The sequence below is a fragment of the Bacteroides sp. HMSC067B03 genome, from assembly GCF_001811315.1.
Classification (GTDB): domain Bacteria; phylum Bacteroidota; class Bacteroidia; order Bacteroidales; family Bacteroidaceae; genus Bacteroides; species Bacteroides faecis.
In genome coordinates, this window is the sequence record NZ_KV804336.1 from 1 (window position 1) to 25,733 (window position 25,733).

18 protein-coding genes, 3 pseudogenes and 1 riboswitch are annotated in these 25,733 nt (G+C 40.8%); of the genes and pseudogenes, 15 read left to right on the forward strand and 6 right to left on the reverse strand.

The features are described from left to right. The first annotated feature begins 74 nt into the window (after positions 1-74). Genes nrfH through HMPREF2794_RS08935 form a run of 5 tightly spaced genes read left to right on the forward strand, consistent with a single transcriptional unit; the run spans position 75 to position 5,530 of the window. Positions 75-671: a cytochrome c nitrite reductase small subunit gene (gene nrfH / locus HMPREF2794_RS08915; RefSeq protein WP_022302335.1), complete on the forward strand. Its 597-nt coding sequence runs from the start codon at positions 75-77 to the stop codon at positions 669-671. Between the two features lie 44 nt (positions 672-715). Continuing rightward, positions 716-2,197, forward strand: a complete 1,482-nt coding sequence (nrfA, locus tag HMPREF2794_RS08920; RefSeq protein ID WP_010538674.1) for an ammonia-forming cytochrome c nitrite reductase — start codon at positions 716-718, stop codon at positions 2,195-2,197. Between the two features lie 12 nt (positions 2,198-2,209). Continuing rightward, positions 2,210-3,445, forward strand: a complete 1,236-nt coding sequence (locus tag HMPREF2794_RS08925; RefSeq protein ID WP_010538673.1) for a cytochrome c biogenesis ResB family protein — start codon at positions 2,210-2,212, stop codon at positions 3,443-3,445. Beyond that, complete coding sequence (locus HMPREF2794_RS08930) at positions 3,442-4,233, forward strand: cytochrome c biogenesis protein (protein ID WP_070751365.1); 792 nt, start codon at positions 3,442-3,444, stop codon at positions 4,231-4,233. Before HMPREF2794_RS08925 ends, HMPREF2794_RS08930 begins: the two co-directional genes overlap by 4 nt. A gap of 7 nt (positions 4,234-4,240) precedes the next feature. Continuing rightward, the gene (locus HMPREF2794_RS08935) at positions 4,241-5,530 is read left to right on the forward strand and encodes an alginate export family protein (RefSeq protein ID WP_055268987.1); all 1,290 of its coding nucleotides are present in this window, start codon (positions 4,241-4,243) and stop codon (positions 5,528-5,530) included. Between the two features lie 90 nt (positions 5,531-5,620). Here HMPREF2794_RS08935 and HMPREF2794_RS08940 read toward each other — a convergent pair whose 3' ends face one another. Further along, on the reverse strand, positions 5,621-6,310 hold the full coding sequence (locus HMPREF2794_RS08940) for a Crp/Fnr family transcriptional regulator (protein WP_010538670.1): 690 nt from the start codon (positions 6,308-6,310) through the stop codon (positions 5,621-5,623). A 226-nt stretch (positions 6,311-6,536) separates the two neighbouring features. Between HMPREF2794_RS08940 and HMPREF2794_RS08945 the strand changes: the two genes are divergently transcribed. Continuing rightward, positions 6,537-7,076: a flavodoxin family protein gene (locus tag HMPREF2794_RS08945; RefSeq protein ID WP_010538669.1), complete on the forward strand. Its 540-nt coding sequence runs from the start codon at positions 6,537-6,539 to the stop codon at positions 7,074-7,076. A gap of 174 nt (positions 7,077-7,250) precedes the next feature. Here the strand turns inward: HMPREF2794_RS08945 and HMPREF2794_RS08950 are convergent, their stop codons facing one another. Next, complete coding sequence (locus HMPREF2794_RS08950) at positions 7,251-7,796, reverse strand: methylated-DNA--[protein]-cysteine S-methyltransferase (RefSeq protein WP_010538668.1); 546 nt, start codon at positions 7,794-7,796, stop codon at positions 7,251-7,253. Between the two features lie 213 nt (positions 7,797-8,009). Between HMPREF2794_RS08950 and HMPREF2794_RS08955 the strand changes: the two genes are divergently transcribed. The 5 genes and pseudogenes from HMPREF2794_RS08955 (at position 8,010) to HMPREF2794_RS08975 (ending at position 18,126) form a co-directional block, all read left to right on the forward strand. After that, entirely contained in the window at positions 8,010-8,831 is an 822-nt protein-coding gene (locus HMPREF2794_RS08955; protein ID WP_010538667.1) for an MBL fold metallo-hydrolase, read from the forward strand. A gap of 40 nt (positions 8,832-8,871) precedes the next feature. Next, on the forward strand, positions 8,872-9,798 hold the full coding sequence (locus HMPREF2794_RS08960; protein WP_022302339.1) for a homocysteine S-methyltransferase family protein: 927 nt from the start codon (positions 8,872-8,874) through the stop codon (positions 9,796-9,798). 67 nt (positions 9,799-9,865) lie between these two features. After that, complete coding sequence (locus HMPREF2794_RS08965; protein ID WP_070751367.1) at positions 9,866-13,171, forward strand: S41 family peptidase; 3,306 nt, start codon at positions 9,866-9,868, stop codon at positions 13,169-13,171. Positions 13,172-13,289: 118 nt separating this feature from the next. Then, positions 13,290-17,516, forward strand: a pseudogene (locus HMPREF2794_RS08970) (acyl-CoA dehydratase activase). Further along, positions 17,503-18,126: a TetR/AcrR family transcriptional regulator gene (locus HMPREF2794_RS08975; RefSeq protein WP_022302343.1), complete on the forward strand. Its 624-nt coding sequence runs from the start codon at positions 17,503-17,505 to the stop codon at positions 18,124-18,126. The pseudogene HMPREF2794_RS08970 and the gene HMPREF2794_RS08975 overlap by 14 nt, the downstream one beginning before the upstream one ends. A 43-nt stretch (positions 18,127-18,169) precedes the next feature. Here HMPREF2794_RS08975 and HMPREF2794_RS08980 read toward each other — a convergent pair whose 3' ends face one another. Then, positions 18,170-18,841: a YczE/YyaS/YitT family protein gene (locus HMPREF2794_RS08980; protein WP_029425619.1), complete on the reverse strand. Its 672-nt coding sequence runs from the start codon at positions 18,839-18,841 to the stop codon at positions 18,170-18,172. Positions 18,842-18,997: 156 nt separating this feature from the next. On the opposite strand from HMPREF2794_RS08980, the gene HMPREF2794_RS08985 reads away from it, so the two are divergent. After that, complete coding sequence (locus HMPREF2794_RS08985; RefSeq protein ID WP_010538662.1) at positions 18,998-19,912, forward strand: helix-turn-helix domain-containing protein; 915 nt, start codon at positions 18,998-19,000, stop codon at positions 19,910-19,912. Between the two features lie 61 nt (positions 19,913-19,973). Here HMPREF2794_RS08985 and HMPREF2794_RS08990 read toward each other — a convergent pair whose 3' ends face one another. After that, positions 19,974-21,731, reverse strand: a complete 1,758-nt coding sequence (locus HMPREF2794_RS08990) for a 1-deoxy-D-xylulose-5-phosphate synthase (protein WP_022302345.1) — start codon at positions 21,729-21,731, stop codon at positions 19,974-19,976. Between the two features lie 372 nt (positions 21,732-22,103). On the opposite strand from HMPREF2794_RS08990, the gene HMPREF2794_RS08995 reads away from it, so the two are divergent. The 3 genes and pseudogenes from HMPREF2794_RS08995 to HMPREF2794_RS09005 all read left to right on the forward strand — a co-directional run bounded on the left by HMPREF2794_RS08995 (position 22,104) and on the right by HMPREF2794_RS09005 (position 24,593). Beyond that, entirely contained in the window at positions 22,104-23,135 is a 1,032-nt protein-coding gene (locus tag HMPREF2794_RS08995) for an alpha/beta hydrolase (protein WP_070751369.1), read from the forward strand. 56 nt (positions 23,136-23,191) lie between these two features. Further along, positions 23,192-23,359: pseudogene (locus HMPREF2794_RS09000) on the forward strand (DUF3737 family protein); the annotation flags it as partial. Between the two features lie 28 nt (positions 23,360-23,387). Further along, positions 23,388-24,593, forward strand: coding sequence for a cupin domain-containing carboxymuconolactone decarboxylase family protein (locus tag HMPREF2794_RS09005; RefSeq protein ID WP_070751448.1), 1,206 nt, complete (start codon positions 23,388-23,390; stop codon positions 24,591-24,593). Positions 24,594-24,682: 89 nt separating this feature from the next. On the opposite strand, the pseudogene HMPREF2794_RS09010 reads toward HMPREF2794_RS09005, so the two are convergent. Then, a pseudogene (locus tag HMPREF2794_RS09010) lies at positions 24,683-24,859 on the reverse strand (ATP cone domain-containing protein); the annotation flags it as partial. A 129-nt stretch (positions 24,860-24,988) separates the two neighbouring features. Continuing rightward, positions 24,989-25,212: riboswitch (cobalamin riboswitch) on the reverse strand. Positions 25,213-25,514: 302 nt separating this feature from the next. Beyond that, positions 25,515-25,703 (reverse strand): hypothetical protein, encoded by a 189-nt coding sequence (locus HMPREF2794_RS09015; RefSeq protein ID WP_055268976.1) that lies wholly within the window; start codon positions 25,701-25,703, stop codon positions 25,515-25,517. Positions 25,704-25,733: the final 30 nt, after the last annotated feature.

Genomic DNA, 25,733 nt, shown 5'->3' on the forward strand with positions numbered 1-25,733 from the left:
GGTTGTGCCAGCGTTTTGACACAACCTCTTTTGTGTTTTCAAAGCTTTACTTTTGTGAAAAATACTTTTTCACTATGATGAAGTTACCATTTATAAACCGAATTTTTCCTTCGTACAGGTCAAAGATTATAGCCGTCATGATTGGCGGTGTTATAGTGGGCGGAGGAGCTTTATTTATGTACATGCTTCGTGCGCATACATATCTGGGCGATGATCCGGCGGCATGTGTGAATTGTCACATCATGTCTCCTTATTATGCTACATGGTTTCACAGTTCACATGCACGGGATGCTACCTGTAACGACTGCCATGTTCCTCATGAGAACATAGTAAAGAAATGGACATTCAAGGGAATGGATGGGATGAAGCACGTTGCAGCCTTCCTCACCAAAAGCGAGCCACAAGTGATACAAGCTCATGAAGCCAGTTCACAGGTGATTATGAACAATTGTATACGTTGCCATACCCAGCTGAATACGGAATTCGTAAAGACAGGGAAGATAGATTATATGATGTCCATGGCAGGAGATGGAAAGGCTTGTTGGGATTGTCATCGGGATGTGCCTCATGGTGGTAAGAATTCACTGTCCGCTACTCCGGGAGCCATTGTTCCTCTTCCCGAATCGCCCGTACCGGAGTGGCTTCGGAAGATGATCGATCATAAAGAATGAGTATCTACATTAACTACGTAATAAAATAATAAAACCGATATACAATGGAAAAGAAATTAAAATCATGGCAAGGATGGCTATTGTTCGGAGGTTCAATGGTCGTTGTTTTTGTTTTAGGATTATGTGTTTCTGCGTTGATGGAACGGAGGGCGGAAGTCGCCAGTATCTTTAATAACCGTAAAACTGTCATCAAAGGAATTGAAGCACGCAACGAACTGTTTAAAGATGATTTTCCCCGTGAATATCAGACTTGGACAGAAACGGCTAAGACTGATTTTGAAAGTGAATTCAATGGAAATATAGCTGTCGACGCTTTGGAAAAACGTCCGGAGATGGTTATTCTGTGGGCAGGATATGCATTCTCAAAAGACTATTCTACTCCGCGCGGGCACATGCATGCTATCGAAGATATCACCGCATCACTTCGTACCGGTTCGCCCGCCGGTCCGCACGATGGACCTCAGCCGTCTACCTGTTGGACCTGTAAGAGCCCGGATGTCCCTCGCATGATGGAAGCATTGGGAGTAGATTCTTTCTATAATAATAAATGGGCTGCTTTTGGTGATGAAATCGTGAACCCGATTGGTTGTTCCGACTGTCACGATCCTGAGACAATGAATCTTCATATCAGCCGTCCGGCATTGATCGAAGCCTTCCAACGTCAGGGAAGGGATATCACTAAAGCTACTCCACAGGAAATGCGTTCATTGGTTTGTGCGCAGTGCCACGTAGAATATTACTTCAAGGGTGATGGCAAATATTTGACTTTCCCGTGGGATAAAGGTTTCACTGTGGAAGATATGGAAGCATATTATGATGAAGCTGGTTTCTATGATTATATTCATAAGCTGAGCCGCACTCCGATTCTGAAAGCGCAGCATCCTGATTATGAAATAGCACAGATGGGCATTCATGGTCAAAGAGGTGTTTCTTGTGCCGACTGTCACATGCCTTATAAGAGTGAGGGCGGCGTGAAGTTCAGTGACCATCATATTCAGAGTCCGTTGGCAATGATTGACCGTACTTGTCAAACTTGCCACCGTGAGAGTGAAGAAACCTTACGTAATAATGTTTACGAACGTCAGCGCAAAGCAAATGAAATCCGTAACCGTCTGGAACAGGAACTGGCGAAAGCGCATATCGAAGCAAAATTTGCTTGGGATAAGGGAGCTACGGAAGATCAGATGAAAGATGTACTTGCATTGATTCGTCAGGCACAATGGCGTTGGGATTTCGGTGTGGCATCTCATGGAGGTTCTTTTCATGCACCGCAGGAGATTCAGCGGATTCTTTCCCACGGTCTGGACCGCGCTATGCAGGCTCGTCTGGCTGTATCTAAGGTTTTAGCAAAACATGGATATACGGAAGACGTTCCGATGCCGGACATTTCGACAAAGGCAAAAGCACAGGAATATATCGGTCTTGATATGGACGCTGAAAGGGCGGCTAAGGAGAAATTCCTGAAAACGACTGTTCCGGCATGGTTGGAGAAAGCAAAGGCTAACGGACGTCTGGCACAAAAATAAAAAAGGTGATATATGTGGAGCAAACCGTGGAGTTATAAAGAAGGACTGGTGATTGGTGCAGGATTGCTGGTGATAGGTGCTTTGCTGCAAATGTCAGTGGGAACTATCAATTGGAGTCTGTTTGCTTGTCCGGTTAATGTAATTGTGTTGGTGGTTTACCTCATTGCCTTGATAGCCATGCACCTCCTTCGTAAACGTATCTATCTGTTTGGATGGTTGAGCCATTATTCTGCCGCTGTTTCTTCCTTGGTATGGGTAGTCGGTATGACAGTGATAATGGGACTGATCCGGCAGGCTCCTTCCGGCCATGCTTCGAATGATATGCTGGGATTTTCACAAATGATTTCGTCCTGGCCTTTTGTCTTGCTTTACTTCTGGATGGTTACAGCATTGGGATTAACGATACTTCGTGCCGGTTTCCCTTTCAGAATTGGCAGACTTTCGTTTCTTCTCAATCATACCGGATTGTTTGTCGCATTGATTACGGCTACTTTGGGAAATGCCGATATGCAACGGTTGAAGATGACCACCCGGATGGGAAATGCAGAATGGCGGGCTACGGATGATAAAGGGAAGTTAATAGAACTTCCGCTGGCTATCGAACTGAAAGATTTCACGATTGACGAATATCCTCCGAAACTGATGTTGATTGATAATGAAACCGGTGGAGTACTTCCCGCAAAGTCTCCTGTGCATTTATTGCTTGAGGAAGGAGTTTCCGATGGTCATTTGCTCGATTGGGAACTGTCTGTCGAACAGTCTATTCCAATGGCTGCTTCCGTGACTACTGAAGACACACTGAAGTTTACGGATTTTCATTCGATGGGAGCAACATATGCAGTATATCTGAAAGCTGTCAACCGGAAAAATCAACAGACGAAGGAAGGCTGGGTGAGTTGTGGGAGTTTTCTCTTTCCTTATAAGGCATTGCGTCTTGACTCTTTGACGAGTCTGGTGATGCCGGAACGGGAACCGCAGCGCTTTGCGTCGGAAGTAAAAGTCTATACACAGGAAGGAACGATAACAGAAGGTACGATTGAAGTGAACCGTCCGATGGAGATAGAAGGATGGAAAATCTATCAACTTAGTTATGATGAGTCGAAAGGGCGATGGAGTGATATCAGTGTCTTTGAACTGGTTCGTGACCCATGGTTACCTGTTGTTTATGCGGGAATTATCATGATGATGCTCGGAGCTGTCTGTTTGTTTGTCAATGCACAAAAGAGAAAAGGGGAGGATAAGGAATGAGCTGGGAACATTTTATACTGTTTGCGATAGCCGCATTGATTTGCTGGGGCTTGGGAGCTTTTACTGCCTGGAAAGGCAAGAAGCCGGCATGGACTTATGGTTTTACTTTGTTGGGACTGGCCATCTTCTTCAGTTTTATACTTGGCATGTGGATTTCGTTGGAACGTCCTCCGATGCGGACGATGGGAGAGACGCGGTTATGGTATTCCTTCTTTCTTCCGTTGGCAGGATTGATAACGTATGTGCGTTGGAAATATAAATGGATTCTTAGTTTCAGTTGCATTCTCTTTTTGGTATTTATTTGCATCAATCTTTTTAAACCGGAGATTCACAATAAAACATTGATGCCTGCATTGCAGAGCCCGTGGTTTGCTCCTCACGTCATTGTGTATATGTTTGCTTATGCGATGCTGGGAGCTGCGGTGGTAATGGCTGTTTATCTGCTTTGGTTCAAAAAGAAAGAGATTGAACGGAAAGAAATGGATTTATGTGATAACCTCACTTATGTAGGTTTGGCGTTTATGACATTGGGAATGCTGACAGGGGCTATTTGGGCGAAAGAGGCTTGGGGACATTACTGGGCCTGGGACCCCAAAGAAACATGGGCGGCAGCTACCTGGTTCTCTTATCTGGTGTATATCCATTTCAGATTGGGCAGACCGTTGAAGAGTCGTCCAGCATTAATCATTCTGTTAGTATCATTTGTCTTATTACAAATGTGCTGGTATGGAATCAATTATCTTCCATCAGCACAGGGAGTTAGTGTACATACTTATAACTTAAATTGAAATATCAATGAAAACATTTTATTGGTCACTCGTTCTTATGCTATTGCCAAGCATGGCATACACACAAACTACAGAGAAGGAAAACGAATTTTCGATGTCTATGCAAATCAGACCTCGTGCGGAGTATCGGAATGGTGCCTTGTTTCCTCGTCTTGAAGGGCAGGAAGCTGCATCATTTATTAATAACCGTGCCCGGCTGTCGATGGATTACAAACGTTCGGATTTAGAAATAAAGATGTCGGCGCAACATGTCGGAGTCTGGGGACAAGACCCGCAGATTGATAAAAATGGGCGATTTATATTGAATGAGGCATGGGCAAAACTGGATTTTGGAAAAGGTTTCTTCGCTCAGTTAGGTCGTCAGACCTTATCTTATGATGACGAACGAATCTTGGGTGGGCTGGATTGGAATGTAGCCGGACGTTATCATGATGCGTTGAAGTTGGGGTATGCCAATAAGAAGAATGAAGTACATGTTATTCTTGCTTTCAATCAGAATGATGAGAAAACGGCAGGTGGTACTTATTATTATTCAGATGCCGCTACAGGTCAGCCTTATAAGAATATGCAGACGGTCTGGTATCACTATAAAGCAGACAATGTTCCTTTCGGAGCTTCTTTGTTGTTTATGAATTTGGGATTGGAGACAGGAGACAAGTCCACGCAGGACTCTCACACCCGTTATTTGCAAACAATGGGAACTTACCTTACTTATAAGAATAGCAGTTGGAATTTCGATGGTGCTTTTTATTATCAGATGGGTAAGAATAAGAATGCTCAGAAAGTTTCAGCCTTCATGGTTAGTGCTACGGCTGCTTATGCGTTCAATAATACTTGGGGTGCAGTGGTTGGTTTTGATTATCTAAGTGGTGATAAAGGTGGTGGTGACAAATTTAAGGCGTTTGACCCTCTTTATGGTACGCATCATAAGTTTTATGGAGCAATGGACTATTTTTATGCTTCTGCTTTCAAATATGGAGCTCCCGGATTGATAGACGGTCGTCTTGGCATTCGTTTACGTCCCTCTTCCAAAGTGGATATGGAACTCAATTATCACTATTTTGCTACGGCTGCCGATATGGACATTAATGAGGATTTGAAGATGGTATTAGGTTCGGAAGTCGATTACCAGATCAATTGGACAATAATGAAAGATGTGAAACTTTCTGCAGGATACTCTTTTATGCTCGGTACGAAGATGATGGATTTTGTGAAAGGGGGCAATCATAATAGTTGGCAAGATTGGGGATGGGTATCTATAAATATCAATCCGAAAGTATTTTTTGCAAAATGGTAATTGAAAGTTAGTCAGGGTTCTGATTAAACCATTGGTAGAAATAAGGAAGTGGCACCGCTTTGAAGTTGAGGCTGTGTCACTTTCTTTTTATTATAAGTATTTCTCCAGAGCCATTTTATTCAGAATCTCGATTTTTTTTCCTTCCATTGTGATAAGTCCTTCCTTGATTATTTTATTAATTTCTTTAGATAAAGCAGGACGTGACACATTCAGATATTCGGCAAGTTGAGATTGAGTATGCATGATTTCCACTGTCAGAGAGTCTGTCTTTTTGTGCTCGAATAAGTAAACAATAAACCTTTCACGTACAGTCTTGCGTGACAGAGGCTTCAGACGTGACACGGTGCATATATTACAATTTCCAGCGATACAAAGAAAGTTGTGTAATACCTGAGGGTCCTGACTGATGACTTTAAAAGTGGAATCTTTGGTTGCCATAAGTACTACACTGTCTTCCAAAGCTGTGAAAGTAGCAGGTAAAGTATTGTTAGAACTGAAAAGGTGGGGAGTGGCAAAGGTACGAGGTGCAATGATATACTCAATCATCACTTCATTTCCTAGTCCGTCAATGATATCAGTACGTAGTTTTCCTTCCAATAACACATATAGTTTGTTACAAGGTGTGCCTTGTGTAACAACTATTTCTTTTTTATCCGCTGCATAGATGACGAATTCCAGTTTATCTAACAGAGATTCCTTAATGTTCAGAGGTAAATCCCGAAATAAAGGGATTTGAAATAGCTTTTCTTTATGTGAGTTGGTCAGCTGTATTTTTTTCATTGTACTATGTTGTTCGTATCATGGACAAAGATATAAATTATAAATTAGTAGAAAAAAAATACGGGAAGTATTGTTTGTAAGGTGGATAAGATAATGCAGAAAGTAAAATCAGTAATTAGGGTACATATCTCTGTAATTTATCTACATTCATTATATTATTATTTGTCTATTTTTGCAGAGTTAAAAAACTGACTAATAAAATACTAAAGATAAAAGTAATAAAGTTATGTCTAAAAAAGTTCTGATTATTTCGTCCAGTCCGCGAAAGGGCGGTAATTCTGATTTGCTTTGTGACGGATTTGAGAAAGGCGCCCTCGAAGCTGGTAATGAAGTGGAAAAGATTTTTCTGAAAGACAAAACGGTTCATCCTTGTACGGGATGCAGTGTTTGTAGTATGTATGGTAAGCCATGTCCGCAGAAGGATGATGCAGCCGAAATTGTAGAGAAAATGATTGTGGCTGATGTCATTGTAATGGCAACTCCGGTTTATTTCTATACGATGTGCGGACAGATGAAGATTATGATTGACCGCTGCTGTGCACGTTATACAGAAATTACGAATAAGGAGTTCTATTTTATTATTGCAGCAGCAGAGAATGATAAGTCGATGATGGAACGTACTATTGATGGTTTTCGCGGTTTCCTTGATTGTCTGGAGAATCCACAGGAGAAAGGAGTGATCTATGGAATAGGTGCATGGAAGGTGGGAGAAATAAAAGATACTCCCTATCTACAGGAAGCTTATGAAATGGGGAAATTGGTGTAAACGTTAGTTTTAGATACGCATTTTCTGTATCATATAACAGACTTTCGGGATGGTGTCACTATACTGATCATATAGTGACGCTATACCTGTAGGATAGTGACACTATAGTAATGGGATAGCGACACTATCTTTTTGATATATATTTGTATAAAAAAATCAGTTTAATTACCCTGATTATAATAATCTTCTTTCGTTCGATTCCAGCTCCAATAATGTCTTTTTGGCTGTAAGACCACCTGCATATCCGGTCAATTTATGGTCACTGCCGATCACTCTGTGACAAGGAATAAGTATTGAAATCGAATTTGCTCCATTAGAAGAGGCTACTGCACGGATAGCTTTCGGATTGTTCAGCCTTTGTGATAATTGAGTATACGATATCGTTGTTCCATAGGGGATATTTTGCAGTTCATTCCACACACTTTTCTGAAATTCCGTCCCGACAAGAAGCAGAGGAACATCGAATGCTATTCTTTGGCGGGAAAAATATTCATCTAACTGGCTAATCGTTTTTGCGATTACTTCAGAGTTTTCTGTTACATATTGAGCGTTTAGGGCTTTTTGTATCCGTTTGTCAATTGCAGCTCTGCGTTTTTCACTCACCACCCAGTCACACATACAGAGTTTGTCTTCAAAAGAACCGAGTATCAATTTCCCGCATGGAGATTGATAGTACTGTATCTGAACTGCTTTTGCTTTACCTTTTTCTTCTTTCTCCATTTTAATTCTTTATTTGAAGGGTTAAATATGGATGTAAAAGTAATTATTTACATTCAAACTACAAAATGAATCATTCGGCAGTGAAAGCCTGAAACAATAGATTTTACCCCTACAATGGATTTAAATCGGTTGATTGCTTGTTCTGCCATAGAATTATTCTAATTTTGTAGCAGAACTTTTTATTTCGTATTATTTGATTAATAACCAAGCTACATGAACTATAAAATAACGACTCTTGTAGAAAATTGTGTCTATGGACGTAAATTGCAGGCAGAACATGGGCTTTCACTCTATATTGAGACTCCGGAAAATAGATTACTTTTTGATACGGGAGCTTCCGATTTATTTATCCGTAATGCCCGTTTATTACATATTGATCTGCAAAAGGTGGATTATCTGGTATTATCTCATGGTCACAGTGACCATACAGGCGGATTGCGTTATTTTATGGAATTGAATACGAAAGCGACAGTTGCCTGCAAACGCGAAGTGTTTTTACCTAAGTTTAAAGATGAACGTGAAAATGGAATAAAGCATACCCATTCGTTTGATCTTTCCCGATTCCATTTTATTGATGATTTGACTGAGCTGGTTCCCGGAGTATTTCTTTTCCCTTCTGTGGATATTATAGACCGGAGAGATACCCATTTTGAACGGTTTTGGATTCAGAAAGAAGAAGGTTCTAAAGTGCCGGATACTTTTTCTGACGAATTAGCTATGACATTGGTTGCGCCTGAAGGACTTTCTGTTTTAAGTGCTTGTTCTCATCGTGGTATTACCAATATATTGCGGACTGTACGAACCGTATTTCCGGGACTACCCTGCAATTTACTTTTAGGTGGTTTTCATATTCATAAAGCAGAAGAATTTAAATATAAAATTATTGCTGATTATCTGCATGAATATTTACCTCAAAAGATGGGTGTCTGCCATTGTACGGGAGTAGATAAATATGCTTTCTTTTATAAGGAGTTTGGTGATAGAGTATTTTATAATCACACAGGGAACTTGATTCAGACGAATTCTTTGATATAATTATCTAAGATGACTTGACAGAATGTAAAAAATGAACTGGATGAACTTTAAAGACTGCATAGATTCTTATCCCTTTATACTGATGGAAGGTGCTTTAGGAGAGCGACTAAAGAGGGAGTTTGATTTGGATATCAGTGGTACCGTTGCAATGGCTGACCTAATTTATCAGCAAAAAGGCAGAATGGCATTAAAAACGCTATGGAATGAATATATGGATATTGCACATAGATATCAGTTGCCATTTCTTGCAACAACTCCAACAAGAAGGGCCAACAAAGAGCGGGTTTATATGGCTGGATACAATGAATCCATCATCACAGACAATGTGGATTTTCTTCGTACAATAAAAGAAACGGCGAATGTGAACATGTATATCGGTGGTTTGATGGGATGTAAGGGAGATGCATATACAAGTGAAAGAGCTCTAAACCAAGAAGAGGCAATAGCCTTTCACAGTTGGCAAGCCAGTCTGTTCAAATCCGTTGGAGTTGATTTTTTATATGCGGGTATAATGCCTGTATTGTCGGAGGCTATCGGAATGGCAGTCGCTATGTCTGATACAGATATTCCATATATTATCAGTTTTACCATTCAAAGAAACGGAAAATTGATAGACGGCCATACAATTAATGATGCTATATATTACATTGATAATCATGTATCAAACAAGCCAGTGTGCTATATGACAAATTGCGTTCATCCTGATATCGTTTACGAAGCACTTTCTCATAAGTTCAATCAAACACAGATGGTAAAAAATCGCTTTTGGGGTATACAGGCAAATACTTCCAGACTTTCATATAAGGAATTGGATGGAGCAAAGAATTTGCGTACTTCTTCGGCAGTCGATTTAGGTAAGGCTATTTTAAGGTTAAAATCAGATTATCATCTTAAAATATTTGGTGGGTGTTGTGGAACAGACAGCAGGCACATGGAAGAAATCGCTGGAATATCAAAAGTGGTTTAAAGCAGCTTTAAATATAGTCTTCTTGTGAAATTTAGAATATAAATTAAATATATAAACATACAATAATATGAAGAAACTTATAACTTCTTTAGCATTGGTACTGGTTGCATTATCCAGCCATGCTATTACCCCTCTGTGGATGCGTGATGCACGTATTTCACCGGATGGATCGGAAATCGTCTTTTGTTATAAAGGGGATATCTACAAAGTTCCTGCACAGGGAGGAGCTGCTGTTCAGTTAACGACACAAGCCTCTTATGAGGCTAATCCTGTTTGGTCGCCTGACGGAAAACAAATAGCCTTTGCCAGCGACCGAAATGGTAATTTCGATCTCTTTATTATGCCGGCTGACGGTGGAATAGCACGTAGATTGACCTTTCATTCCGCTTCGGAGATTCCTTCAGCTTTTACTCCTGACGGTAAATTTGTACTTTTTTCTGCATCTATTCAGGACCCGGCGAACAGTGCCCTGTTTCCTACCGGAGCAATGACGGAGTTGTATAAAGTTCCGGTTTCCGGAGGACGTACCGAACAGGTGCTGGCTACTCCTGCCGAATGGGTGTGCTTTGATAAATCGGGGAAAAATTTCCTTTATCAGGATCGTAAAGGTTTTGAAGATGAATGGAGGAAACATCACACATCTTCTATAACAAGAGATATCTGGTTATATGATACCCAAACCGGGAAACATACCAATCTGACCAACCGGGGAGGGGAGGATCGTAACCCGGTATATGCACCGGACGGCACTTCTGTTTATTTTTTAAGTGAGCGTAACAACGGTTCATTCAATGTATATAACTTTGATTTGAACGCTCCGCAAGAAGTGAAAGCTATTACTACTTTCCGCACGCATCCGGTACGTTTCTTGTCCATCAGTGACAAAGGAACATTGTGTTATACGTATGACGGAGAGCTTTATACGCAGGAGCCCAACGCCCGTCCGAAGAAAGTGAGCGTTGACCTTGTACGTGATGATGAAAAAGAGATGGCTGCTCTTCGATTTTCTCAGGGGGCAACTTCCGCTTCTGTGTCTCCGGATGGTAAACAGGTGGCTTTTATTGTACGTGGTGATGTTTTTGTGACTTCAACTGATTATGCTACAACCAAGCAAATAACGAATACTCCGGCAAAGGAAGCCAGTGTATCTTTTGCTCCCGACAATCGTACACTTGTATATGCAAGCGAACGGACTGGTAACTGGCAACTTTATACCGCTAAGATAGCTCGTAAAGAGGAGGCAAACTTTCCCAATGCAACTCTTATTGAGGAAGAGGTGCTGCTTCCTTCTAAGACCGTAGAGCGCGCTTATCCGCAATATTCTCCGGATGGTAAGGAACTGGCTTTTATTGAAGACCGTAACCGGTTGATGGTACTTGACCTGAAAACAAAGAAAGTGCGTCAGGTGACAGACGGTTCTACTTGGTACAACACCGGTGGCGGATTCGACTACGAATGGTCACCCGATGGCAAGTGGTTTACGCTTGAATTTATCGGCAATCGTCACGATCCTTATTCCGATATCGGTATTGTCAGCGCACAGGGAGGTACTATCATTAATTTGACTAATAGTGGTTATATTAGCGGTTCTCCACGTTGGGTGCTGGATGGAAATGCCATTCTGTTCCAGACGGAGCGTTATGGTATGCGTGCGCATGCTTCCTGGGGTTCTCAGCAGGATGTGATGATGGTGTTTTTGAATCAGGATGCTTACGACCGTTACCGTTTGAGCAAAGAGGATTTTGAACTGCTCAAAGAATTTGAAAAGGAACAGAAGAAAGCAAAGAAGAAAGACGATGATAAGAAAAAAGACGGAAACAAGTCTAAAAAGGAAAAGGCAGATAAAGAAAAAGATAAGGCAGATAAAGCGGGAGATGAAGAGGAGTTGGAAGATAAGGCGGATAAGAATGACATTATTGTAGAATTCAATGGCATTGAAGACCGTATTGTACGCTTGACTCCCAACTCTTCCGATCTGGGTGGTGCCATCCTCTCAAAGGATGGGGAGAATCTGTATTATTTCTCTGCCTTTGAGGAAGGCTATGATCTTTGGAAAATGAATCTTCGTGAAAAGGATACGAAGCGTCTCCATAAACTTAATTCCGGCTGGGCATCGTTGATGTTGGACAAAGAAGGAGATATCTTTTTACTGGGAAGCAGAAATATGCAGAAAATGGATGCTAAATCGGATGCTCTGAAATCTATCAGTTATCAGGCTGAAATGAAAATGGATTTAGCTGCTGAACGTGAGGCGATGTTCGACCATGTGTATAAACAGCATCAAAAGCGTTTTTATAATCTTAATATGCATGGAATAGACTGGGATGTTATGACGGCTGCCTATCGCAAATTTTTGCCGCATATAGATAATAACTACGACTTTGCAGAGCTGTTAAGCGAATGGTTGGGTGAACTGAATGTTTCGCATACCGGAGGTCGCTATTCTCCGAGAAGCAATGGAGATGTGACTTCTAATCTGGGATTACTGTTTGACTGGAATTATCAGGGAAAGGGCATGCAGATTGCTGAAATAATAGAGAAAGGTCCGTTCGATCATTCTCGCACCAAGGTAAAGGCAGGATGCATTATCGAGAAAATCAACGGAGACGAAATAGCTCCGGATAAAGACATCACTGCTCTCTTGAATAATAAGGCAGGAAAGAAAACGCTGATTTCGCTGTACGACCCACAGAACAAGGAGCGCTGGGAAGAAGTGGTTAAGCCTATCACAAGCGGACAGCTCAATGGCCTGCTGTATAAACGTTGGGTAAAGCAACGTGCTGCAGATGTGGAGAAATGGTCTGGCGGTCGTTTAGGATACGTTCATATTCAATCGATGGGAGATGGAAGTTTCCGTACTGTTTATTCGGATATTCTGGGAAAATATAATAACTGTGATGGAATTGTGATCGACACTCGCTTTAATGGGGGTGGTCGCCTGCATGAAGATATTGAAATACTTTTTAGTGGTCAGAAATATTTTACTCAGGTGGTACGCGGACGTGAAGCCTGCGATATGCCAAGCCGCCGCTGGAATAAACCTTCTATTATGTTGCAGTGTGAAGCCAATTATTCGAATGCTCATGGTACTCCGTGGGTGTATAAGCATCGGAATATTGGAAAGCTTGTGGGAATGCCTGTTCCGGGAACAATGACAAGTGTGTCTTGGGAAACATTACAAGACCCTTCATTGGTATTCGGAATTCCTATCATCGGTTATCGTTTGCCTGACGGCAGCTATCTGGAAAATACTCAACTGGAACCTGATATTAAAGTTGCCAATAGCCCGGAAACAGTGGTGAAAGGTGAGGATACACAACTGAAAATGGCTGTGGATGAATTGCTTAAAGAGATAGACAGCCAGAAGAAGTAGATATCTTCGTTTGTGTTAAAAGAATCGAAAAGAACACTCCTGTTGAAATGATGTATCAAAGTTATTTCTACTTTTATGTTTGACAATAGTGTCAAGCTAAGGGGACATAGTGTAGAACATGATTAAAATAGGAATTGACGTAGGTTCAACAACTGTGAAGTTAGTTGCTATCGATGAAAATGATAATTTATTATTTTCGAAGTACGAGAGACACAATGCGAAAGCAAAAGAGACAATTTTATCATTCCTGAAAGAGCTGTTATCCGAAATTGGAGATAAAGATATCTCCTTAAGAATAACAGGCTCTATCGGAATGGGAATTTCCGAGAAATGTTCATTGCCATTTGTACAGGAAGTTGTTGCAGCGGCGAAAGCGATACAAAAAGATTATTCTCATGTGACTTCCATGATAGACATCGGAGGGGAAGATGCGAAAGTTGTCTTCTTCAAAGATGGCGAAGCGACTGATTTGCGCATGAACGGAAATTGCGCAGGAGGAACAGGTGCTTTTATTGATCAGATGTCGATCATACTGGGGGTGAATATTGATGAATTGAATCATCTTGCCATGAATGCGAAACAGGTGTATCCGATTGCCTCCCGTTGCGGTGTTTTCTGTAAAACAGATATTCAGAATCTGATTGCTAAAAATGTAAGTCGTGAGAATATTGCGGCTTCTATCTTTCGTGCAGTAGCTGTTCAGACAGTCGTGACACTGGCACATGGCTGTGATATAACAACTCCCGTATTGTTTTGCGGTGGTCCGTTGACTTTCATTCCGGCACTGAGAAAAGCCTTTATTGATTATTTATCTTTTGATGAACAAGAGATAATACTGCCTGCCAACGGTACTTTACTTCCTGCATTGGGGGCTGCTTTATTTCATATCGAGGGTGAGGATTATTATAAACTGTCTCATTTGATCGATAAGATCGACACTACTTTAAACTGTGCAGGAAATCTTACTGCAATAGGGCTGAACCCCATTTTTACGAGTAGTGAGGAATATGAAATATGGAAAGAGAGAATATCTCGTCATAAGATGATGTCTTCCGGTTTGAAAGCCGGAAAACAAGATGTTTTTATTGGCATTGATTCCGGTTCTACCACGACAAAGATTGTTGTATTGGATGGAGATTCAAGAGTATTGTATTCTTACTATAATATGAATGGAGGAAATCCGATAAAGGCCGTAGAGGATGGTTTGAATCGGTTGAGCGAAGAATGTTTGAAGCAGGGCGCTGTACTCGATATAAAAGGAAGTTGCTCTACCGGATATGGTGAAGACCTTATAAAATCGGCCTTTCAGCTTCATTCGGGAATTATCGAAACGATTGCTCATTATATGGCAGCACACTATCTGAATAAGAATGTGTCTTTCATCCTCGATATCGGAGGACAGGATATGAAAGCCATTTTTGTGAATAATGGAGTGATTGACCGGATGGAGATTAATGAAGCGTGCTCATCCGGATGTGGTTCATTTCTTGAAACATTTGCTAAGTCTTTGGGGTATTCAGCGCAAGAATTTTCATTGGCAGCCTGCCGCTCGGAAGCACCGTGCGATTTGGGAACAAGGTGCACTGTTTTCATGAACTCAAAAGTGAAACAGGTGCTCAGGGAGGGAGCAACTATCAATGATATTGCCGCCGGACTGGCATATTCTGTTGTTAAGAATTGCTTGTATAAGGTACTAAAACTGAAAGATATATCTGTTTTGGGGAACGATATTGTTGTACAGGGGGGGACCATGCGCAATGATGCGGTGGTCCGTGCTATTGAACTTCTCACAGGAGCAGAAGTTGCAAGATGTGATACTCCTGAGTTGATGGGAGCCTTCGGATGTGCATTATATGCGATGAAGCATCAGGGGGAATCCGTATCATTGAATGAGATTATAAATAAAGCTCAATATTCGGCACGTTCTCTGTATTGTAAAGGTTGTGATAACCGCTGTCTGGTCATTCGTTATCAGTTCGAAAGCGGTAAAAGTTACTATTCGGGAAACAGATGTGAGAAAGTTTTCACGAATGGGGAGAGCAGTAATCGAAAAGGTCTGAATGTTTATCGACAAAAAGAAGAACTTTTGTTTCACCGCAGTGTGGAGATTGCAGTTCCTAAACAGATCATCGGTATCCCCCGATGCCTGAATATGTACGAGGAATATCCTTTCTGGCATACTCTCTTCACTTCCTGTGATATACAAGTCTGCTTGTCTGATCCATCCAATTTCAGGAAGTATGAGCATAGTGCACGGATGGTGATGTCGGACAATATCTGTTTTCCGGCTAAGTTGGTACATAGCCATGTACAGAACCTGATAGAAAAGAAGGTGGGCCGGATATTTATGCCTTTTGTCATCTTTGAAAGAAAAGGGAAGGAACAAAACAGTTATAATTGTCCTATTGTAACAGGGTATTCGGAGGTTATCAAGAGTGTACAGTCCGAAGGTATACCCATTGACTCTCCTGCAATAACTTTCAAAGACCGGAGGCTGCTATTTAAGCAATGCCGTGAATATCTGAGCAGTTTGAATGTGGATGATAAAATGATTCAGCAGGCATTCAATAAGGCGGAAAGCGAACAGATTTCTTTTATTAATACATTGGTTGAGTATAATAAAAATATATTGAAGCATGCAGGGGGAGGGGAGACGCTGACTGTCATGCTTGCCGGACGCCCTTATCATACCGATTCTCTGATACAGCATAAAGTATCGGACATGCTTTCGGATATGGGAGTGAATGTGATAATGGATGATTGGGTGCGTCATTTGGATATTCCGGTGGATGATGCGCATTTTGTTGCTCAATGGGCCTATACGAATCGTATTTTAAAAGCAGCGAAATGGTGCGCAACACAAGGACAGAATGTTCAGTTTGTAGAAATGACGTCATTCGGATGTGGTCCGGATGCCTTTCTGGTAGATGAAGTGAGAGATTTGCTGATGCGTCATAATAAATCGCTGACCTTATTGAAGCTGGATGATATCAATAATATCGGTTCAATGAAGTTGAGGGTACGTTCAATGATCGAAAGCCTCAAACTTGCGAATATGAATGAAACAGAAGATATCGGTGTAAAAGACTTTGCGACTGTCCCTGTTTATGATGAGTTTTACCGTGACCGTAAAATATTAGTTCCTTACTTTACTCCATTTATTTCACCTTTGATTCCTGCTATAATGAAAGTAGCCGGTTATGATGCGGAAAATCTTCCTCTCAGTGATAGTGATTCAAGTGAATGGGGATTGAAGTATGCCAATAATGAGGTCTGTTATCCGGCTACTTTGATAGTTGGTGATATCCTGAAAGCGCTTAAAAGTGGAAAATATGATGTAGCCAAAATAGCAGTGGCAATCACTCAAACGGGAGGGCAATGCCGTGCTAGTAACTATATTTCTTTGATAAAAAAGGCACTGGTGGATGCCGGATATACGGATATTCCTGCAATCTCTATTTCTGTGGGCAGTGAAATAGATAATAATCAACCTGCCTTCAAGGTCAACTGGATGAAAGTAATTCCGATTACTTTTCATGCTGTTTTGTATAGTGACTGCATTGCAAAGTTTTATTATGCGTCGGTAGTACGTGAGAAAGAGGCAGGTGTATCGGCTAGGTTACGTGATAAATATTTGCAGCTTGCATCTGAAGTGATACTGAGAAGAGATATAAAAGGACTTCATTCTTTGTTGTAATCGGCTATCGCTGAATTTAATAGTATATGTAAGGCTGTTGATACCCCTAAAGTTGGAATTGTAGGAGAAATTTTTTTGAAATTCAATCCTTTTGCTCAAAAAGAGATCATTGATTGGCTGATAGACCGGAAGATAGAAGTGGTTCCACCGATTTTAGTTGACTTTTTTATGCAGGGATTTGTGAATAGGAAGATCAATACGGACTCTTATGTAAAAAACAGGCAATTGCCTGAGTTTATTTACGATTGGATTTACAGGTTTGTAAAAAAACAGATTGATAAAATAAACAAGACTGCAAATCAGTTCCGTTACTTTGTCCCCTTCAATGATATTTTTGAAGAGGCGGAGAGAGCTAAAAATATTATTTCCTTGAATGCTCAATTCGGTGAAGGTTGGTTATTACCGGCTGAAATCGTGTCTTACGCCCGGCAAGGAGTGAAAAATGTCGTGAGTTTGCAACCTTTTGGCTGCATAGCAAATCACATCGTATCCAGAGGAGTCGAAAAACGTATAAAAAGTTTCTATCCGGATATAAATTTACTATCTTTAGACTTTGATAGTGGTGTGAGCGACGTAAACATAACAAACCGTATGCTTTTATTTATTGATAATCTGAAAAATGCGACAATGAATTATGACAACAACTAATAACAATGAAGATGTGGAGAAAAAGATAGTTGAGGCTGCCAAGGAACTATTTATAGAGAATGGTTTTGCGGAAACCAGTATGAGTGATATTGCTGCTAAAGTTGGTATCAACAGACCGGTGCTTCATTATTATTTCAGAACGAAGGATAAGATGTTCCAGGCCGTTTTTGGCAACATCATACTTTCTTTTATTCCCCGAATACATGATATCATCATTCAGCAGGACAAACCTGTTTCCGAGAGTATTGGTGAAATTGTAGATGCTTATTATAAAGTATTTACCGAAAACCCATGTTTACCATTGTTTATGGTGAGAGAAATGCATCGTGATATGGACCATTTAAGTACTACGATCAAAGAGTTACGTTTGGAACAATATCTCCATAAGATTATGGATGTTTTGCAGGAAGAAATGAATGGTGGGAGACTTAAAACAGTTCCTCTGCCATTTGTGTTTTATACTTTTTATAGCGCATTGACAGTACCCTTTCTGACAAAAAATCTTAGTGCTTCTTTCTTTTTGGAGAAGGAGGATACTTTTGAGGATATACTTGTTCAGTGGAAACCTTATATAGTCAGGCAGATGGAAGCGTTACTGGTAGTAGGTTAGAGAAATAAAAACTTATTTCTCTAACAGTTTACTCTTATGCAATTTACTTCAATGCGGGTAATAACTTGTAGAGAGTCTTCCTTGTCATTATTTTCTGATTCAGGAAACTGACGATATATCCTGTGATACAGGCGGCGATAAGAGAGCCCTCGCGAACACCTTCGATACATTGAGAAAGCAGGAGAGAGAGTATGACTGCCAGAGTGACCAGCGTAACATCAAAACAGACTTTGAACTTTCCAAACTCTTTGTTGTAGCGTCGGGAGGCATACTTCACAAAAGCCTCTGCACTCATCATAGCTACTTTAGGTTTGAGTTCGAGTACTACTCCTATGGATTGTATCATACATCCTGTGAGTAATAAGGCTATTGACATCCCGTAATTGTCGGGATGTAGATCACTGGTGAGTGCCATATTGAAATCAATGAATGCTGAAAAGATAAGGGAGAACGGCAATTGAAGAAGTATTTCAATGGTATCCTGTTTGGTATTATTTTTTCTGATTAACCAAAACTGTCCCATAATAAGCAGCATATTGATGAGAAATGTACAAGTCCCTAATGACAAGGGACTGTTCAGACTTAATACATAATTGACGCTGGATATAGGTGTCGTTCCCAACGCGGAACGCACGATCAATACTATTCCGGCAGCCAGAAAATACAATCCGATAACAAATACTAAATACCTTTTAAAAACGTCCTTCATTTCCATGTCTTTATACTCTATATGATTGGTTCCTTCTCCATTTTGTAAAGAAGAGTATGCAAAGGTCCCGTTTTTTTGCCTGAAATGAGTTATCCAATTCCACACAGTTTTTGTCATATCCGAAACAAATTGTATTTTTACGTCGAAAAGGAGGAGGCATAAATGGTAAAATCCCGTATTTTTGATAATAGGCAGTTGCTAAAGGAACATCCGGAAATTCCTCATTATAAAGAGGAGGTAGTCTGCTTTATGAGTGAATATAAAGATAGAAGTTATCCGGAAAATGAACGTTACTTTAACCGTGAACTTTATATGATCCTCGTTCTTGAAGGTCGTTCCGAGATTTTGCTGAATGGTGAGTTTATTGCGATAGAGCCTGATATGCTACTTGTTCATGGAGCGAATTATCTCACTGATCATCTTTATTCGAGTCCGGATATAAAGTTTATCACCCTCTCTATTTCCGAATCCATGCGGACAGACGATTCTTATCTTACTCAGATAACAGCCATCCTGTTGGCTACGATGAGGCAGAATAGGCAATACACCATACAACTAACCGCCTACGAAGCTCAAATTATCCGCAATGAATTGGAAGTGCTGATGCATCTGCTGAATATAGAACATCAGTTTCTTTTCCGGAGAATACAGGCGGCATGTAATGCTTTGTTTCTGGATATAGCCGATTTTCTTTCCCGGAAAACCATTATCAGAAAGCAGGTCAGCCATAAAGACCACGTTTTACAGGAGTTTCATGCGCTTGTTACCCGAAATTTCAGAGAGGAACATTTTGTCAGTTTCTATGCGGATAAGCTGGCTATCAGTGAACAATATCTTGCACGTATCGTTCGTGCCGGAACAGGAAAAAGTGTGAATACTATTATTAATGAATTGTTGGTAATGGAAGCCCGTACCTTGTTAAGTTCCACTAAACTCACGGTAGGGGATATTGCCTCCCGGCTAGGTTTTAGTGATGCTGCCGGTTTCTGTAAATTTTTCAAGAGAAATACAGGACGGACTCCACTCAGCTATCGGAAAGGATTATTGATTTTGATTGAAAAAAGTAGGTTGATGTAGCCTCATAACGAGCGGATACATCAACCTGCATGAAATTATATAGTGAACCGGTTTTGACTCATTAGCCAACCAAGGATATGATATCTTCTACAATCTGTTTATCTGTCAGGTGATTGGAGCGGAGCAATTCTTGTACGTCGTAACGGTCTACAAATTCCTTTTTGGCTCCGTAGTTGAGAACTTTCATATCCGTCGCTCCATAATAACGGGCAATCTTTTCACCAAAACCGCCATCCAGCACTCCGTCTTCCAGTGTAATTACTAATTCGTGGTCAGCTTTCAGTTCATCCATTAATTCGCTGTCTACGCCTGTGATATAACGAGGATTGATAAGGGTGGCATCAATATTGGCTTTATTTTTCAGCAATGACAGAACTGACTGACCTAATCCAAAGAAGGAACCTAATGCAACGATAGCTACTTTGGAACCGCGGTGGACAACTTTATAACGATTGAGATTGCTATAGTCAGACTCTGCCGGTTCGCCGTAACTGATAACCTCTGTGGCAGGTACACGGATAGCAACCGGATGTTCATTCTGGCGGATACTCCATTCCAGCATGGCAAGATATTCCTCTTTGCAGGTGGGTGCCAAGTAAACCATATTGGGGATATTGCTGATCAGTGGAATATCGAAGAAGCAGAGGTGAGTAACATCATTCATGCCGGATAATGTTCCCCAAAATACCAACAGAACTGCCGGATTGTTATTGATGCAAAGATCTTGCGAGAGTTGGTCGTATGAACGTTGTATAAATGTACTGTATACTCCGTAAACCGGTTTTCCACCATTGGCTGCAATGCCAGAAGCAAGAGCTACTGCGTGTTCTTCGGCAATGCCGACATCTACAAACTGCTTGCCTGCTTCCTGGCGACGGGCAGGAGTAAATCCCAAAACAGCAGGAGTACCGGAAGTAATAGTAACCACCCTTTTATCTTCTTTCATCTTTTTCAGCAGATATTGAGCGGTCACTTCACTATAGTCTTCTGCATCATCGTTTACTTTCGATTCTCCGGTTACTATATCAAACGGTGTACGCCAGTGATATTTTTCCTTATTTTGTTCCGCAGGCTCGTAACCTTTGCCTTTTAATGTATTAATGTGGATTACGATCGGATGCAGGATGTCTTTTACTTTAGAGAAAGCTTCAATCAGTGCTTCTACATTATTGCCGTCATTCACATACATATAGTCCAGTCCCATCGCTTTGAAAAAGTTACATTCACATTGGCCGTTGCTGTCGCGTAAGTCTTTTAAATTCTTATATAAGCCTCCATGATTTTCGGCAATAGACATCTGATTGTCATTGACAATAATAATCATGTTAGTACCCATTTCTGCAACATAATCCAATCCTTCGAATGCTTCGCCTCCGCTTAATGAGCCGTCGCCTATTACAGCGATGATGTTTTCGTTGCCACCTGTCAGATCACGTCCTTTAGCTAATCCACTTGCCAGACTGACAGAAGTAGAAGTATGACCGATCACAAAGAAATCATGTTCACTTTCCTGTGGTTCCGAGTAGCCGGATACATTGTCATATTCAGCCGGATGCAGGAAAGCATCTTTACGACCGGTCAGCATTTTATGTACGTAACTCTGATGTGATACATCATATACAATTTTATCTTTCGGTGAATTGAAGACATAGTGCAAAGCAATAGTTGCCTCCACCATTCCGAAGTTAGGACCGAAGTGTCCGCCGTGTTCACTCAACTTTTGGAGAAGTGATGCGCGTATTTCGGTGCTCAATTCATTAAGTTCTTTAATTGATAGTTTCTTAACGTCTGCAGGAGAATAAATATTTTCTAAATACATATCAATTTGAATTTATGTTTATACCTATATTTTTATTTCACTGCAAAGATACTGCCCGATTTGAAATCTGTTTGTATATGAATTACGGATTCTTTTACCCATATTACAGTTCTGCTAAAGTTGAGTTGGATTTTCACGTAAAGGCTTGATCTTGATATTCGTTGAAGGGTTCAATCGCTTCTGATTGATAACAAAGATACAGATAGTCTGATCTTTATAGGTTCGTGTACATAAACTTGTTTCCTAATCTGGACTCATAATCTGTAATTGGGGTTATTATCTCCGTAATTTGTCTACAACGAATCACTTTCTTCCGTTGTATTTTTGCAATGTAAATAATTCAATTCATTAATTACTAAAACATGGAGAGATATGAAACGAATATTATTATTACCTACTGTATTTATTATGATGCTTGGAACAAATTTGTCTTTCGCACAGGTTGATGCGGATAACTTTTATAAAAGTGATTTGGTAAATGTGGAAAAGGTTTCTTTTTCTAATCAGTATAAGATGAAAGTAGTTGGTAACCTGTTTTTGCCAAAGAACATGAAAGAGGGAGAGAAATATCCTGCCATTATTGTCGGACATCCGATGGGAGCAGTCAAAGAACAGAGCGCGAACCTGTATGCTACTAAGATGGCTGAACGTGGTTTTGTAACGCTGTCTATTGATTTGTCTTTTTGGGGTGGGAGTGAAGGTGAGCCGCGCAATGCTATTTTGCCCGAAATGTATGCGGAGGATTTTAGTGCTGCAACCGATTTTCTGGGTACACGTCCTTTTGTTGACCGTAATCGTATCGGAGTAATCGGTATTTGTGGAAGCGGAAGTTTCGCTATCAGTGCGGCAAAGATTGACCCTCGTTTGAAAGCTATCGCAACGGTGAGCATGTATAATATGGGTAACGCTAATCGCCACGGGCTTAAACATGCGTTGACGTTGGAGCAGCGTAAACAGATTATAGCAGATGCGGCGGAACAGCGTTATGTAGAGTTTTTGGGGGGAGAAACCCAATACACAAGCGGTACTGTACATGAACTGACTGAAAAATCAAGCCCGATAGAACGTGAGTTTTATGAGTTTTATCGTACACCGCGTGGTGAAGTAACTCCTGAAGGGGCAACTCCTTTGACCACTACACATCCTACATTTACCAGTAACGTGAAATTCATGAATTTCTATCCTTTTGCAGATATTGAGACTATTTCTCCCCGGGCTGTGCTTTTCATTACCGGAGAGAATGCACACTCGCGTGAATTTAGTGAAGATGCCTATCGGCTGGCTGCCGATCCTAAAGAACTATACATTGTACCTGGTGCGGGGCATGTAGACCTTTACGACCGGGTAGGTCTTATACCATTCGATAAACTGGAATCTTTTTTTAAGGAATACCTGAAGAAATAAGTATGGATGGGAAAAGCCCCGAAACTGATTAAATATAATAAAAAGACAATTGAATGATGAAACAAATTAAAAATGCACATTACGAAGGCGAACGTCCTTTGTTCGCGTCCCATGGACTTTATCTGGAAGAAGTAACCATTCATGCCGGCGAATCGGCATTGAAAGAATGTAGTGATATAGAAGCGGTAAACTGCCGTTTTGAAGGGAAATATCCGTTTTGGTATAATGAATCATAAAACAATATATATCACTATGAGAAGATTATTTTTTATTTTTGTAACAGTCATCGGAGTTTTGCAGATTCTGATGCAATCTATAAATGCACAGAATATGAAAAAAGAAGAAGTACCTCAAAACCTCAGCGCATTTCCGGTAGGAAAGGAAAATGCAGGATTCGAACAATACTTTACGGGAAAATCCTGGCTGGCGCCGCTGACCGGTAACAAAGACTTGAATGTCCCTATGTTCAATGTTACTTTTGAACCTGGTTGCCGAAACAATTGGCACAGCCATACAGGCGGACAAATCCTGATAGCCGTTGGAGGCGTAGGATATTATCAGGAACGGGGTAAGGCAGCACGTCGTTTGCTTTCCGGTGATGTCGTTGAAATAGCACCTGATGTAGAACATTGGCACGGTGCCGCTCCTGATAGTTGGTTTTCGCATTTGGCTATTGAATGCAATCCGCAGACCAACAAGAATACTTGGCTGGAACGGGTGGACGATGAACAGTATGCTGAAGCTACGAAAGATAACAGAGGAGGCGGACTAAGTGATACTGACCCCGAACTGGACGCGATATGGGGGCATTTCGCCAAAGAAGTGCAGGAATACGGTGACTTGAATACTAAAACCCGCCTGATGGTGACATTGGCATCCAATATTGCCTCGCAGGCCCGGACTGAATACCGGATGATGCTTGAAAGCGCTCTTAATGCAGGTATTACTCCGATAGAAATAAAGGAGATCCTTTATCAGGCAGTAGCCTACGTAGGTATGGCTAAAGTGATGGATTTTATCGGTATCACTAATGAGGTATTATTGGCCCGTGGTGTTCGTCTTCCCTTAGAGGGGCAGTCGGTTGTTTCTTCCGAAACCCGTTTCGACAAAGGACTGGGGTTGCAGAAATCCATTTTTGGTGAGCGGATAGATCAGATGCATAAAAGCGCTCCCGAAAACCAAAAGCATATTCAGCATTATCTTTCTGCCAACTGTTTCGGAGACTATCAGACACGTAACGGACTGGATGTGAAGATGCGCGAACTGTTAACGTTCTCAATCCTTGTTTCTTTGGGAGGTTGTGAATCGCAGGTGAAAGGGCATATACAGGGGAATGTCAATGCAGGTAACGATAAAGATACTCTGCTGGCTGTTGTAACCCATCTATTGCCTTATATCGGTTACCCGCGCACACTCAATGCGATAGCTTGCCTGAATGAGGTGATTCCGGAAAAATAATCAAAAAATAACGCTCAAACGATAAACAGTATAATCCGTTTGAGCGTATCTTTTTAAGAATTCTTTTTGGAGTGATGCGGAAGGAAACCTTCTACATTTGTCCCGTCACTGATACTGACACGACTCAACACGTTGGTGATAACATCCTGTGTTGCAAAACTTCCTACTGACAAGAATGCCTTGGATATTGCATTCTTAATTTTGTCGAGGGAAAAAAGTTCTTTCTTCCCGTCCCTTTTGATAATAAATATCTCCGAACTGATCATACCTATATTTTAAGAATTAACAAATATAATTTGTGCTTACATAGTTATTCGTGCACGACAATTTCCGGAGCTTGTAATAAAATGGATCTGTGTAGGATTCGTTCTATTGCCTTTCACCCGAAAGCCTGGAATAACGGTTATCATATCGGCAGGTCTTCTGACTTGTTTCTGTTGTGACGCCTTCCCGGTTTGTTCAGCAAAACCAGTGGCGGATGAATGCCACAACATTTCTCTCATTCTGATGGAGGGATAAAACTTACAGCTACGGGGATAGTTCCTGATTTTCACGGGATTCCCTTTTAATTCCGTTTCATGTTGATGATGATTCGGAAACCGATGTTGTCGGCAAAGTTAGAAATTAAATCAATAATCCAACTGAAAAGGGGATAAAATTATTCGGCTATTATTAGCATATATCTGAAAGCCGTTATGCTGATTTCACTGTGCATAATAAAAAGAAAAAAATCTTTTTTGAAACAGGATACACAAACCCGGATACTGTCGCAAAGTGAAAATAAAGTGTTAATCTCATCGATTTGTGTCTTTTATCAATGTTCTGTTTTTAATATTGAGAATGAATGTTTTCGGTATGATTTTCTTTAGATAGAGAGAATTATGCATATAAAGATGAAATAATATACACTTTCTGAAGGCTTTATTGCATCAATATAACTGTTATATGCATCATAACAATGCATGAAACAGGTTGTTCCTTTAAATGAAACGGTCCGTTGGTTTTAAAGGAACGGGTCATTGGTCGGTGAGGAAGGTTTGTTTTCTTTGCAAGGAAGGGGGAAATCTCTTTTTCAACCGGCTTTTTACGCTGGTTGTTTTCATTTTCCATCACTATATATTGTGTTAACTTGGACTGGTT

Excerpts from the sequence above, each read along its gene's own strand:
- nrfH (WP_022302335.1), top strand. The coding sequence starts at position 75 with ATGATGAAGTTACCATTTATAAACCGAATTTTTCCTTCGTACAGGTCA.
- nrfA (WP_010538674.1), top strand. The coding sequence starts at position 716 with ATGGAAAAGAAATTAAAATCATGGCAAGGATGGCTATTGTTCGGAGGT.
- HMPREF2794_RS08925 (WP_010538673.1), top strand. The coding sequence starts at position 2,210 with ATGTGGAGCAAACCGTGGAGTTATAAAGAAGGACTGGTGATTGGTGCA.
- HMPREF2794_RS08930 (WP_070751365.1), top strand. The coding sequence starts at position 3,442 with ATGAGCTGGGAACATTTTATACTGTTTGCGATAGCCGCATTGATTTGC.
- HMPREF2794_RS08935 (WP_055268987.1), top strand. The coding sequence starts at position 4,241 with ATGAAAACATTTTATTGGTCACTCGTTCTTATGCTATTGCCAAGCATG.
- HMPREF2794_RS08940 (WP_010538670.1), bottom strand. The coding sequence starts at position 6,310 with ATGAAAAAAATACAGCTGACCAACTCACATAAAGAAAAGCTATTTCAA.
- HMPREF2794_RS08945 (WP_010538669.1), top strand. The coding sequence starts at position 6,537 with ATGTCTAAAAAAGTTCTGATTATTTCGTCCAGTCCGCGAAAGGGCGGT.
- HMPREF2794_RS08950 (WP_010538668.1), bottom strand. The coding sequence starts at position 7,796 with ATGGAGAAAGAAGAAAAAGGTAAAGCAAAAGCAGTTCAGATACAGTAC.
- HMPREF2794_RS08955 (WP_010538667.1), top strand. The coding sequence starts at position 8,010 with ATGAACTATAAAATAACGACTCTTGTAGAAAATTGTGTCTATGGACGT.
- HMPREF2794_RS08960 (WP_022302339.1), top strand. The coding sequence starts at position 8,872 with ATGAACTTTAAAGACTGCATAGATTCTTATCCCTTTATACTGATGGAA.
- HMPREF2794_RS08965 (WP_070751367.1), top strand. The coding sequence starts at position 9,866 with ATGAAGAAACTTATAACTTCTTTAGCATTGGTACTGGTTGCATTATCC.
- HMPREF2794_RS08975 (WP_022302343.1), top strand. The coding sequence starts at position 17,503 with ATGACAACAACTAATAACAATGAAGATGTGGAGAAAAAGATAGTTGAG.
- HMPREF2794_RS08980 (WP_029425619.1), bottom strand. The coding sequence starts at position 18,841 with ATGGAAATGAAGGACGTTTTTAAAAGGTATTTAGTATTTGTTATCGGA.
- HMPREF2794_RS08985 (WP_010538662.1), top strand. The coding sequence starts at position 18,998 with ATGGTAAAATCCCGTATTTTTGATAATAGGCAGTTGCTAAAGGAACAT.
- HMPREF2794_RS08990 (WP_022302345.1), bottom strand. The coding sequence starts at position 21,731 with ATGTATTTAGAAAATATTTATTCTCCTGCAGACGTTAAGAAACTATCA.
- HMPREF2794_RS08995 (WP_070751369.1), top strand. The coding sequence starts at position 22,104 with ATGAAACGAATATTATTATTACCTACTGTATTTATTATGATGCTTGGA.
- HMPREF2794_RS09005 (WP_070751448.1), top strand. The coding sequence starts at position 23,388 with ATGAGAAGATTATTTTTTATTTTTGTAACAGTCATCGGAGTTTTGCAG.
- HMPREF2794_RS09015 (WP_055268976.1), bottom strand. The coding sequence starts at position 25,703 with ATGGAAAATGAAAACAACCAGCGTAAAAAGCCGGTTGAAAAAGAGATT.